This window comes from Pseudoalteromonas sp. 2CM41L (genome assembly GCF_023161905.1).
GTDB lineage: Bacteria > Pseudomonadota > Gammaproteobacteria > Enterobacterales > Alteromonadaceae > Pseudoalteromonas > Pseudoalteromonas atlantica.
On the sequence record NZ_JALNTN010000020.1, the window covers coordinates 33,860 to 46,954 of the forward strand.

Consider the following 13,095-nt stretch of genomic DNA (forward strand, 5'->3'; position numbering starts at 1 on the left):
AGCTTACGCCACTCCATTAGCAATAAAATTTAATAAAAGCATGTTAAATATGGACAAAAATAATACAAACTAATTAATTCTACCCAAAATCCATAGATTTAACAGTTTATTTACGCCAAATTGGTAACTTAATTGTGCAGGGTGACCTATTTGCCAGTGCGCAATATCAGCCCTTGCACCAACCTTTAGCACGCCTCTGTCTTTCAAACCTAGTGCCTGCGCTGCATTGCGGGTTACTCCCGCAAGAGCCTGCTCAGGGGTGAGCCTAAATAAAGTACATGCCATGTTCATCATTAATTGCACAGAACATAAAGGCGAGGTGCCTGGGTTAAAGTCACTGGCAATAGCAATAGGCACATTGTATTTTTGCAGCAAATCGATGGGAGGGAGCTGTGTTTCTCGTAAAAAATAAAAAGCCCCAGGTAATAAAACAGCCACAGTGCCAGTCTCTGCCATGGCTTTTACGCCGTTTTCATCAAGGTACTCAATATGATCAGCTGAAAGGCCTTTATACTCAGCCACCAGCTGTGCGCCCTGCTGATTAGAAAGCTGCTCAGCATGGCATTTTACCGGCAAGTTATGTTTTGTAGCTGCATCAAACACTTGTTTTGTTTGTGTAAGACTAAAGCCTACATTTTCACAAAATACATCCACAGCATCGGCAAGGTTATTAGCCACTACGTGCTCAAGCATCTGCGTACATACTAAATCTATGTATTCATCTGCACGGCCTTTGTATTCAGGGGGTAGCGCATGTGCACCTAAAAACGTGGTTTTAATATCAATAGGATGATGCTCATTAAGCAAACGCGCCACTTCTAAAATTTTTATTTCGTTTTCAACATCAAGCCCGTATCCCGACTTTATCTCAGCAGTCGTTACGCCCTCGGCAAGTAAAGTGTTTAAGCGATCTTTTGCATCAACAAATAACTGCTCATGATCTGCCGCGCGAGTGGCCTTAACGGTACTGGCTATACCGCCACCTTGTGCAGCTATTTGTTCATAGCTTACACCTTGTAAGCGCTGCTCAAATTCCTCAGCTCGGGAGCCTGCAAATATTAAATGTGTATGGCAATCAATAAGCCCAGGCGTTAACCATTGCCCTTTAATACTTAATGTAGGGGTAGCAAAGGCATCAAAACTGGGTAAGTTTGATTGCTCACCTAACCATACAATTTCGCCGTTTTTAATCGCCAGTGCCGCATTTTCTATAGCCCCATAAGCTGCATCTATTGTGCCATCCATGGTTGCTATGTTGGCATCAGTTAATAATAAGTCGAGATCTTCTAAGGTGTAACCCGTTGTTTTATTTTGCATGCTTAGCTCCCTAACGTGCTTAAAATACAGTCTAACAATACACCTTGTATATACAAGATAATTATGCCATCTTTATTAAATAGTTTATTTTAAGTACAGCTAATAATAGTAATGACCACACCTAAATTTGCACAAATAAAACAATTTATTGTCGATAAAATAAAAAATGGCGCATGGCAAGAAAACCAACGTGTCCCTTCAGAAAACGAGCTTAGCAGCCAATTTTCTGTAAGCCGTATGACCGCACGACGTGCACTGAGCGAATTAACAGATGCCGGTATTTTAACGCGCAGCCAAGGGTTAGGTACGTTTGTAGCAAGTTTTAAATCGCAGTCGTCACTACTTGAAATTAAAAACATAGCCGATGAAGTAAAAGAACGTAACGGGCAATACAGCTGTAGTGTGCAGGTGCTTGAATCAATCAATGCGGTAGCACCCATAGCCATTGCGCTTGGCGTTGAAGTAGATAGCGTGGTGTATCGCAGTGTGCTTGTACACAATGAGAACGACAAACCACTGCAAGTTGAAGAGCGATTTGTAAACCCAGCTTTAGCCGCGGGTTATTTACAGCAAGACTTTAGCGCCCTCACCCCGCATGAATACTTATCGAGCGTAGCGCCGCTCACACAAGCGCGCCACACAGTGGAAGCGGTTATGCCCAACTCGCAAATGTGCCAATGGCTTAACCTGTATAACGAAGAGCCCTGCTTACAGGTTATTCGTCGTACTTGGTCTACAAAAGGCATAGTGAGCTTTGCTCGCTTAGTATCACCGGGCAGTAAATACCGTTTGGGCGGGCACTTAACATTTAAAAAATAATAACAACGTAACGCTCAAGGGCGTTTTTTTGTAGCTGACCATCTTGTATATACAACAGGAGAAATTCATGAACAACCGGCTCGACACACACCGAGAAATCCGCGCGCCTCATGGCGATAAAATTAGCGCTAAAAGTTGGCAAACAGAAGCCGCTAAACGCATGTTAATGAACAATTTAGACCCTGATGTGGCAGAGCACCCTCACGCGTTAGTGGTATATGGCGGTATTGGCCGTGCGGCAAGAGACTGGCCAAGCTTTGATAAAATAATTGAAACCCTTGATAGGCTCGAAAACGACGAAACCCTGCTTGTGCAATCGGGTAAGCCCGTGGGCGTATTTAAAACCCACGAAAACGCGCCGCGCGTTCTCATTGCTAATTCTAACCTGGTGCCACATTGGGCAAATTGGGAGCACTTTAATGAGCTAGATAAAAAAGGCTTAATGATGTATGGGCAAATGACCGCGGGCTCTTGGATTTATATTGGCTCACAAGGCATAGTGCAAGGCACTTACGAAACCTTTGTAGCAATGGCAAAGCAACACTTTGGCGGTAATGCAAAAGGTAAATGGGTTTTAACAGCAGGCCTTGGCGGTATGGGAGGCGCACAACCACTCGCCGCGACGATGGCAGGCTTTAGCGCATTAGTTGTGGAATGCGACGAAACCCGCATCGATTTTCGAATTAAAACCGGCTACGTTGATGTAAAAGCCACGACACTTGAGCACGCGCTTGAGCTAGTTACCGATGCTTGCATTAAAGGTAAGGCATTATCGGTAGGCTTATTAGGTAATGCTGCCGATATTTTTACTGCACTGGCAAACAGTAATATTACCCCTGATATAGTGACCGACCAAACCTCAGCGCACGACCCACTCAACGGCTACCTACCGCAAGGTTGGAACATGCAACACGCAGCAAAAATGCGTGAACAAAACCCACAGGCAGTGGTTAAAGCCGCTAAGCAATCTATGGCAGTGCAAGTAAACGCCATGCTAGCACTTCAAAAAGCCGGTGCTGCCACTACCGACTATGGCAATAACATTCGCCAAATGGCATTTGAAGAAGGCGTTACTAACGCGTTTGATTTTCCGGGCTTTGTGCCTGCTTATATCCGTCCGTTATTTTGTGAAGGAATTGGCCCATTTAGATGGGTTGCGCTTTCAGGCGACCCCGAAGACATTTATAAAACCGATGCAAAAGTGAAAGAGCTTATCGCAGAAGATACCCACTTACATAACTGGCTTGATATGGCGCGTGAGCGCATTCAATTTCAGGGTTTGCCAGCGCGCATATGCTGGGTTGGTTTAAAAAACCGAGCCCGCCTTGCACTGGCCTTTAACGACATGGTTAAAAATGGCGAGCTTAAAGCGCCGGTTGTAATTGGTCGCGATCATCTCGACTCTGGCTCTGTAGCAAGCCCCAACCGTGAAACCGAAAGTATGCAAGATGGCTCAGACGCCGTTTCTGATTGGCCGTTACTTAATGCTTTGCTTAATACTGCGGGTGGCGCAACGTGGGTGTCGCTGCACCATGGCGGCGGAGTGGGCATGGGCTTTAGCCAGCACGCAGGCGTGGTTATTGTTGCAGATGGTAGTGAACAAGCTGCGCAACGCATAGCTCGTGTGCTTTGGAACGACCCTGCTACCGGCGTTATGCGCCATGCTGATGCAGGCTACGACATTGCAAAAAATTGCGCGCAAGAGCACCACCTAGATCTCCCTATGCTAAACAAGGAATAGTCATGATTTCATACACTCTCACACCAGGGCAGTTAGATTTAAGCACCCTAAGAAAAATTAATGACTCAGCTGTCACACTTAACTTAGTCGATGGCGCCAGTACACAAATAGCGGCCAGCGCACAAACTGTTCAAAACGTAATAAACAAACGCCAAACGGTGTACGGTATTAACACCGGCTTTGGCTTATTAGCCAATACAAAAATAGCAGATGACGAGCTTGAGCTACTGCAGCGCAGTATTGTACTTTCGCATGCTGCCGGTATTGGGGAGTTCATGGACGACAGTACTGTAAGACTAATGATGACCTTAAAAGTAAACTCTTTGTCTCGGGGCTACTCAGGGATACGCCTAGAGGTGATCGCATTTTTTATGCAACTACTGTGCAGTGAAGTGTACCCGTGCGTACCACAAAAAGGGTCTGTGGGTGCTTCGGGCGATTTAGCGCCTCTTGCTCATATGTGCCTTCCACTATTAGGTGAAGGCAAAATGCGCCACAAAGGTGAAATTATAAGTGCAGAGCAAGGGCTGAAAATTGCCAATCTTTCACCTATTACATTAGGCGCAAAAGAAGGACTGGCACTGTTAAATGGTACACAAGCCTCTACCGCGTTTGCGTTACAAGGGCTTTTCAAAGCAGAGGATTTATATGCACAAAGCTGTGTTATAGGCTCTATTAGCATAGAAGCTGCAATGGGCAGCCGCGCGCCCTTTGATGCACGCATTCACGAAATACGGGGGCAACGCGGGCAAATTGATACGGCCAGTGTATTTAGAGAGCTACTTAGTACTGAATCACAAATTAGCCAATCTCACGTAAACTGCGAAAAAGTACAAGACCCTTACTGCCTTCGCTGCCAACCTCAGGTACTCGGCGCGTGTTTAACACAAATACGCCACGCCGCAGAAGTGTTGTTATGTGAATCAAACGGCGTTACCGACAACCCGCTGGTATTTGCCGATGTGGGCGATATTATATCCGGTGGTAACTTTCATGCAGAGCCCGTTGCAATGGCAGCTGATAACTTAGCCATTGCGATTGCAGAAATAGGCGCGCTGGCAGAGCGAAGAATCGCGCTACTTATTGATTCAAACCTCTCTACACTGCCACCTTTTTTAGTTGAAAACGGCGGAGTTAACTCAGGTTTTATGATTGCCCAAGTAACCGCAGCTGCGCTTGCCTCCGAGAACAAATCGCTTGCGCACCCCGCCTCGGTAGACAGCTTGCCAACATCAGCAAATCAAGAAGATCATGTCTCTATGGCAACCTTTGCAGCAAGGCGCTTAAAGGAAATGGCCAATAACACCCGCGGGGTATTAGCAATTGAATGGCTTGGAGCTGCTCAAGGGCTTGAGTTTAGAGCCCCACTTAAACCTTCACCACAAGTAGAAAAAGCAAAAGCTCTGCTGCGCGAGCATGTAAGTTACTACGATAAAGACCGCTACTTTGCCCCCGATATAGACGCAACCAATACACTTTTAGCACAAGGGGCATTGTGCGACTTTATTCACCACAACCCACTACCATCGCATTTTAAATTCCATGCTGATAGCTAAAACCTAACGCTTCAATTGCTGAGCCAAGTACTTTGCGCTCAGCACTTTCATTACTGGTAAAGGTTGGCATTTCGCCGCCATGCTCTGCACACTTTTGTGCATAATAATTCGCTTTAGTTGGGTGCGATGGATTTACCACGTTGTAAATATTTTGCCCCGAGTTATAGTTTTCTATTACCGCAAAAATGGCGTTTATCACATCTTGTTGATGCACCATATTAACCACCTGCTGGCTCGATGAATTTAATTTTTTCCCAGCAACAAAGCGCCCCGGCTCGCGGTTAGGTCCTAATAACCCTGCTAAACGCAGTACCTTACCGTCTTGATCAAGCACCTTTTCTTCGCCATCGTATAGTTTTATTTGTCGCTCATTAGTACAACTTATTTCACTGCTTTCAGTGTAAACACCCGGCTCTTGGTCGTACACACCGGTAGATGAGCACAAAATAAAGCCCTTTGCATTTAATTGTTTAGAAAGTGAAAGTGCAGCGCTTAGTGTTTCTGGGTAGTTACTTTCACTGTGTCTGCTTCGTGGGGGGATTGCACACACCCAGTAAGCATCGTGTAAATCTATTTGATGTATTAGTTGCCCATCAATCAGTACAAATTGACGCTGAAAATCGTCTGTGTGCTCATCACTTCTATGCGTACCTTGTACCTGCCAACCCGCCTGTTTAGCTTGTAGGCACAAAGTATGACCCAACCAGCCTGCGCCTAATACTACTAATTTATTAGCTTTTGTTTCCATTTTTGCATAACCCTTCATTTTAAACGCATAATTAGTGCTTTTTATCTAACTTCATAGAGATTTAAAGTAAGATATGATTAGATACAACCTACTAAAAAACAATAATACGTGCACTTATGCTAAATAATTTATCATTACGGAAGAAAATATTATTATTGATTGGTGGCACCATCACCATTTTGCTAATTATTGCTTCAACATTTTTTGTAAATCACATCGCGAACCTTTCCAGAGTAAACATTGAGCGCGAAGCTCAAAGCTACCTACAAAGCGAACAACTTTCAATGCAAAGCTACTTTGCAAAGTATGGCAAGCTGGTTTCTACGTTTGTTAATAACCCGCATTTAGTTAATTTTTTTGAAAATTGGGATACTCGCGACCAGCCGATTAAAAATGCCCCCGGCTACAACGAAGTAAATCAAGACTTTGTACGCATTAGCTCAAATGACGAAAATGTACTGTCGGCGTTTTTCGCATCAGCAACCACCGGTGAATACTTTAAAGAAAACGAGCGTACCAGCCATTACAATGGCCAACCTTACTACGCCTATAAACGTGGTTGGTGGCAAGAAGCCCTGCAAATTAATAAACTTTACGTAGGCCCTATATCGGTCGATTTAACCACTGGGGTTGCCTCAGCAGTTGTACAGCAGCCGGTATACAATGCACAGCGTAAACTTATTGGTATGGGCGGCGTTGATCTGCAGCTTAATAAAATCAACGATATGGTTGAAGGTATTCGCTTTAACGGCCAAGGTTATGGCTTTTTACTCGATGGCAATCAAAAGGTTGTACACTTTTCAAATGCTACCGGCCATAAGCTGTCTAACACCGACGAAGGCCCTAAAGGTAAAGAAGGGCTAGATGGCCTTGAAAGCCAGTTTAATAATACTTCAGGCTTTACAGAGCTTAATGCACAAATGCGTAATAACCTCGAAGGCAGCCAATTGGTGACCTTAAAAGGAGAAGAGTATTATGTGGTGTATCATCGCTTACAACTAGAGCAACCTTATCTAGATTGGTATGTAGGTATACTGATCCCAACCAGCATGATTGAAGCCCCCGTTAATGAGGCGGTTACCACCACAACCACCGCAGTGGTGATTATTTTAGTGATCATTTTAGCAATGATATTATGGGCAACCCACATGATCTCGCAGCCTATTACCACTTTAACTAATATAATGCGTGATATTGCATCGGGCGAAGGCGATTTAACCCAAAAGATTAATATTACCAGCCAGGATGAGGTCGGCCAGCTTGCCAATCACATGAATACATTCATTGATAAGCTGCGCGCCATGATGTTAGAAACAGCCGCACAAGCTGAGCAGTTGACCAATGCCGCAGCGCAACTTAAAAACGTGTCTGCTCAAACCAACACCGAAATACAGCAAGAAAAACAACAAGTAGACAGCGTTAGTGCCGCCGTGACCGAAATGGCCAGCACTGTACTTGAAATATCGCGTAACGCACAGCATACCAACAGCGCCGCCGAAGAAGTACAAGCTATTACTGCCGAAGGGGCTGACCGCTCAACTCAAGCACAACGTGTGATGACCGAACTTGCGCTACACATAGGTGAAGCGTCTAAAGTGGTAGCAGGGCTTGAGCAAGAAAGTAATAACATTGGTGCATTGGTGGATGTAATTAACTCCATTGCCGATCAAACCAACTTACTTGCTCTAAATGCCGCCATTGAAGCTGCGCGTGCAGGTGAGCATGGCCGTGGTTTTGCGGTAGTTGCTGATGAAGTACGTTCACTGGCAAGCCGTACGCAAGAATCAACAGACGATATTCGTAATATGATTTCTCGCTTACAGCAAATTGCCCAACAAGCGTCGGTAATGATGCTACAAGGGCAAGAGCAAACTGAAGGCTCAGTATCGCAAACAAAAGAAGTGCTAAGTTCATTACAAAACATTGCTCAGTCGGTAACTAAAGTGCAAGACCAAAGCCACCAAATTGCCACTTCAACTGAGCAACAAACCGTTGTCGCAGAGGATATTAATACCAGCCTTGCAGCAATTAATGGCTTAGTAAACAGCACCGCTGATCACGCACACATTTTAGCAGATGAAGCGCGCGATTTAAGCGACCTTGCTGTTGCCTTAAACAAAACGGTTAATCAGTTTAAGCTTTAAATACATAGCGTAATAAGGTGGGTAACTAAGTATAAAATTAACCCACCTAGGGCGTGTTGAGCATTGTGGATTGAATGAATTTCAATCACCCAAGGCCCGCATGCCCTAGCACTCTTGTTTTTAAATTTTTTAACACCATATCTTCACAACTTGCTGCTATTTTTTAGCGTAATTAAATCAGTTAAAGTGGTTTTTACGCATCAGATCAAATTTTTCTGTTTTTAATACACATCTTTTAGTTGAGATAGTTTGTTGTTTGGCAGAGTCTGGTATAGTAGCACACGTATTAAACAGTGCTTTGAGGCTCTTTAATACAAAATTGCTAATTAATATGTTCTGCAGGTTATGTAAAAGTACATATTAATTACCAATTGTAAAAAATGGGTTAGCCGACACTCGGTTAACAAAGAATACATTGTAACGGTTTTATCATGATATCTAATTTATTTACCAAGATTTTTGGTAGTCGCAATGACCGCACTATTAAAAACCTAAGAAAGACGGTCGCGCTAATTAATGCGCTAGAAACGCAATTAGAAGCGCTTTCTGATGAAGATTTAAGAGCTAAGACAGCTGAGTTTAGAGAACGTTACGATAACGGACAAAGCCTTGACGACATTCTACCTGAAGCATTTGCTGTGGTACGCGAAGCGTCAAAGCGTGTAAATGGCATGCGTCACTTTGACGTACAGCTATTAGGCGGCATGGTTTTACATCAAGGTCGTATTGCAGAAATGCGTACCGGTGAAGGTAAAACCCTCACAGCCACACTTCCAGCCTACTTAAATGGCTTAACAGGCAAAGGCGTGCACGTAATTACCGTGAACGACTACCTTGCTAAACGTGATGCTGAAACAAACCGCGAGTTATTTGAGTTCTTAGGCCTTACTGTGGGCTGTAACGTACCAGGCATGATGCCACAACAGAAAAAACAAGCTTACAGTGCCGATATTACATACGGTACTAATAACGAGTTTGGTTTTGACTACCTACGTGACAACATGGCATTTAGCATTGATGAGCGCGTACAACGCCCACTGTTTTATGCAGTAGTGGATGAAGTGGATTCAATCTTAATTGATGAAGCGCGTACACCACTTATTATCTCAGGCCCAGCTGAAGATAGCTCTGAGCTATACATCGAGATCAATAAAATTGTGCCGCTTTTAGAGCTTCAAGAAAAAGAAGACGAAGAAGGCATTGAAGGCGATGGCGATTACACAATCGACGAAAAGTCTAAGCAAGTTCATTTAACTGAGCGCGGTCAAATTAAAGTAGAAGACCTACTTACTGAACGTGGCTTGATTGAAGAAGGCGACTCGCTTTACTCAGCCGGTAGCATTACCTTACTGAGCCATGTGTATGCCGCACTTCGTGCCCACAAGCTTTATCAAAAAGATGTTGATTACGTTGTTAAAGAAAACGAAGTTATCATTATCGATGAGCACACAGGGCGCTCAATGGAAGGTCGTCGTTGGTCTGAAGGTTTACACCAAGCTGTTGAAGCTAAAGAAGGTGTAAAAATTCAAAACGAAAACCAAACACTGGCTTCAATCACTTTCCAAAACTACTTCCGTTTATACGAAACTTTAGCCGGTATGACAGGTACAGCCGATACTGAGGCATTTGAGTTTCAATCTATTTACGGCCTAGACACGGTTGTTATGCCAACTAATAAGCCGATGATCCGTGATGATCGCGCCGATTTAGTTTACCTAACACAAGAAGAAAAATACGAAGCTATTTTAGCCGATATTAAAGATTGCCAAGAGCGCGGACAGCCTGTGCTTGTAGGTACTATTTCGATTGAAAGCTCTGAGTATTTATCGCAGTTTTTACGCAAAGAAAAAATTAAGCACAACGTACTTAATGCTAAATTCCACGCGCAAGAAGCTGACATCGTATCGGATGCTGGTTTACCAGGTACTGTAACAATTGCAACCAACATGGCCGGTCGTGGTACCGATATTGTGCTTGGTGGTAACTGGAACAGCGAAGTTGAAAAACTAGAAAACCCATCAGATGAGCAAATTGCTGAAATTAAAGCGGCGTGGAAAATTCGTCACGATGCAGTAATTGACGCTGGCGGTTTACACATTATTGGTACTGAGCGTCATGAATCGCGCCGTATAGATAACCAATTACGTGGCCGTGCTGGTCGCCAGGGTGATGCCGGCTCTAGCCGTTTTTACTTATCGATGGATGATGCGCTAATGCGTATATTTGCCGGCGAGCGCATGACTAACATGATGCGTAAACTAGGCATGCAACGCGGCGAAGCCATTGAGCACCCTTGGGTTAACCGTGCAATTGAAAACGCTCAGCGTAAAGTAGAAGCACGTAACTTTGATGTACGTAAACAATTACTTGAGTACGATGATGTAGCAAACGATCAACGTCGTGTTGTTTACTCTCAACGTAACGAGCTGCTTGAAGAAGGCGATATTTCAGAAACCATTACAGCAATCCGTGGTGATGTACTTGCCGGTGTTATTGATCAATACATTGCACCACAAAGCCTTGCTGAAATGTGGGATATCCCAGGCCTTGAAGAGCGCTTAAAACAAGACTTCCTGATTGAGCTGCCTATCACGCAGTGGTTAGCTGATGACAATAAACTATACGAAGAAAAACTTCGTGAACGTATTGAGCAAGCGGTTGAGCAAGCTTACAAGCAAAAAGAAGAGCAAGTTGGCGACTCTGTACTACGTCAGTTTGAAAAAGCGATTATGCTTCAAAGTCTTGATCAGCACTGGAAAGATCACCTTGCTGCAATGGATCATTTACGCCAAGGTATTCACTTACGTGGCTATGCACAAAAGAATCCTAAGCAAGAATACAAGCGCGAGTCGTTTGAGCTATTCACCGAAATGCTTGAAAACTTAAAAGTTGATGTAGTGGGCATTTTAAGTAAAGTACAAGTTCGTGCCGAAGAAGATGTTGAAAAAGTAGAAGAGCAACACCGTAAAAGTGAAAATGCCCCTCGCGAGTACCAACACGAAGAAGCTGAACATGTAGGCGGTGAAGCACCTCAAAGCGCAACTGTAATGGCAAGAACAGCGCCTAAAGTTGGCCGTAACGATCCGTGTCCGTGTGGCTCAGGACAAAAGTTTAAGCAATGTTGTGGTAAATTAAAGTAACGACGCATTGTATGTAATTAAAAAGCGACGCTAGCGTCGCTTTTTTTATGGAGAAAAAACATGACAACAAAAATTGTAAATGTAGCGGTAGGCGTAATAAAAAAAAATAACGCCATCTTTATCTGCAAGCGCGCCGATGAGCAACATCAAGGTGGCTTATGGGAATTTCCAGGCGGGAAAGTAGAAGCTGGCGAGAGCGTATTTGCTGCACTTAAGCGTGAATTAAGTGAAGAAGTTGGCATTACTATTCATAGCTCTAGCCAACTTATGGTAATTGAACATGACTATGGCGATAAATGTGTAAAACTTGATATTCACGTTGTGAGTAACTTTAGCGGTGAAGCACATGGCGCCGAAGGGCAACCAAGTGAATGGGTCGCTATTAATCAGCTTAGTAACTATGAGTTCCCTGCTGCTAACGCTGAGATTATCGAAAAAATACAAGCGCGATACGCCTAAAGTACATGAATACAGCAATACAAAATAAATTAAGTGAGCTATTAGCGCTAAACCCTGAGCTTACTCAGGTGAGCTCTTTAGGCAGCGGACATATAAACACCACGTGGCTGTTAACTAATGCTGCGCAGCAATTTGTTGTTCAAAAGCTTAATACTCATGTATTTAAAAATCCAGCACAACTGGTTAATAACGCACAGTTAATTGAGCAGCACCTAAGCGCTAAACAACAAGCAAATACTTACCCGCTCGACATTGTTAAGCATATAAGTACCTGCCAAGGTGAATACCTTATTACAATTAACAACGCGTACTATCGCGTGCTTAATTTTATTAGCCAAAGTATTAGCGAAGATGTGGTTACAGAGCCCCATCACGCACAGCAAGCCGCATTTGCATTTGGCACCTTTACACGTGCCTTGCTCGATTTTGACGCATCAAGTCTCTACCCTGTTATTACTGACTTTCATAACTTAGCTATGCGCTTTGAGCAGCTTAATACAGCTATTAGCACCGCCACTAAAGAGCGGCTCCAGCAGTGTAAAAACGACATTGACTACTGCATTGCACAACAGCATTTAGTAAAAGAACTCGCTGACGTAACAGCCGATTTGCCCACCCGAGTGTGCCACAACGACACTAAAATAAATAATATGCTGTATTGCAGCAATACATATAAAGCAAAAGCAGTTATCGATTTAGATACATGTATGGCAGGCTTTTTATTATATGACTTTGGAGACATGGTGCGCACATTTTGCTGCGCTGAGGCAGAAGATTCAATTAATCTTGATAAAGTGGTTATTCGTAAAGAGGTATTTACAGCGCTTGTTAAAGGCTACCTTGCCCCCCTTAAATCGGCTATTAGCAACAAAGAGCAAGCAAGTTTGCTACTTGGCGCTAAAGTTATGCCGCTAATGCTCAGTGTGCGGTTTTTAACTGATTACTTAAATAACGACGTGTACTTTAAAACCACCCATGCAGAACATAATTTAGAACGTGCGCAAAACCAGCTGGCTTTGTATAAAAATATTTTAAGCAATCAAAGCTGGATGCATAAAACACTCATAGAGTAGCCCTAAATTAAGTATTATTGCGCATTGGTATTATTGCGCATTGGTATTATTGCGCATTGGTATTATTGCGCATTGGTATTAGTACTCAGTATTTAAAT

General features: G+C 43.6%; 9 protein-coding genes. 7 read left to right on the forward strand and 2 right to left on the reverse strand.

Features of this window, described 5'->3' with window-relative positions:
- Positions 1–69 precede the first annotated feature (69 nt).
- Positions 70–1,317, reverse strand: a complete 1,248-nt coding sequence (hutI, locus tag MTF64_RS17950; protein WP_248452211.1) for an imidazolonepropionase — start codon at positions 1,315–1,317, stop codon at positions 70–72.
- 111 nt (positions 1,318–1,428) lie between these two features.
- Between hutI and hutC the strand changes: the two genes are divergently transcribed.
- From hutC to hutH, 3 genes are all read left to right on the forward strand, one after another.
- Complete coding sequence (hutC, locus tag MTF64_RS17955) at positions 1,429–2,136, forward strand: histidine utilization repressor (RefSeq protein WP_024032172.1); 708 nt, start codon at positions 1,429–1,431, stop codon at positions 2,134–2,136.
- 67 nt (positions 2,137–2,203) lie between these two features.
- Positions 2,204–3,877: a urocanate hydratase gene (gene hutU / locus MTF64_RS17960; RefSeq protein WP_126005641.1), complete on the forward strand. Its 1,674-nt coding sequence runs from the start codon at positions 2,204–2,206 to the stop codon at positions 3,875–3,877.
- A 2-nt stretch (positions 3,878–3,879) separates the two neighbouring features.
- Entirely contained in the window at positions 3,880–5,433 is a 1,554-nt protein-coding gene (gene hutH, locus MTF64_RS17965) for a histidine ammonia-lyase (protein WP_248452212.1), read from the forward strand.
- Here hutH and MTF64_RS17970 read toward each other — a convergent pair.
- Positions 5,411–6,181 (reverse strand): NADP-binding protein, encoded by a 771-nt coding sequence (locus MTF64_RS17970; protein ID WP_248452213.1) that lies wholly within the window; start codon positions 6,179–6,181, stop codon positions 5,411–5,413. The two genes, hutH and MTF64_RS17970, sit on opposite strands and share 23 nt — an antisense overlap.
- A gap of 116 nt (positions 6,182–6,297) precedes the next feature.
- On the opposite strand from MTF64_RS17970, the gene MTF64_RS17975 reads away from it, so the two are divergent.
- The 4 genes from MTF64_RS17975 (at position 6,298) to MTF64_RS17990 (ending at position 12,997) form a co-directional block, all read left to right on the forward strand.
- Positions 6,298–8,325 (forward strand): methyl-accepting chemotaxis protein, encoded by a 2,028-nt coding sequence (locus tag MTF64_RS17975; protein WP_029773386.1) that lies wholly within the window; start codon positions 6,298–6,300, stop codon positions 8,323–8,325.
- 431 nt (positions 8,326–8,756) lie between these two features.
- Entirely contained in the window at positions 8,757–11,465 is a 2,709-nt protein-coding gene (secA, locus tag MTF64_RS17980; protein ID WP_248452214.1) for a preprotein translocase subunit SecA, read from the forward strand.
- Positions 11,466–11,525: 60 nt separating this feature from the next.
- Positions 11,526–11,924: an 8-oxo-dGTP diphosphatase MutT gene (mutT, locus tag MTF64_RS17985; RefSeq protein ID WP_029773387.1), complete on the forward strand. Its 399-nt coding sequence runs from the start codon at positions 11,526–11,528 to the stop codon at positions 11,922–11,924.
- A 5-nt stretch (positions 11,925–11,929) separates the two neighbouring features.
- Positions 11,930–12,997, forward strand: a complete 1,068-nt coding sequence (locus tag MTF64_RS17990; RefSeq protein ID WP_248452216.1) for a phosphotransferase — start codon at positions 11,930–11,932, stop codon at positions 12,995–12,997.
- Positions 12,998–13,095: the final 98 nt, after the last annotated feature.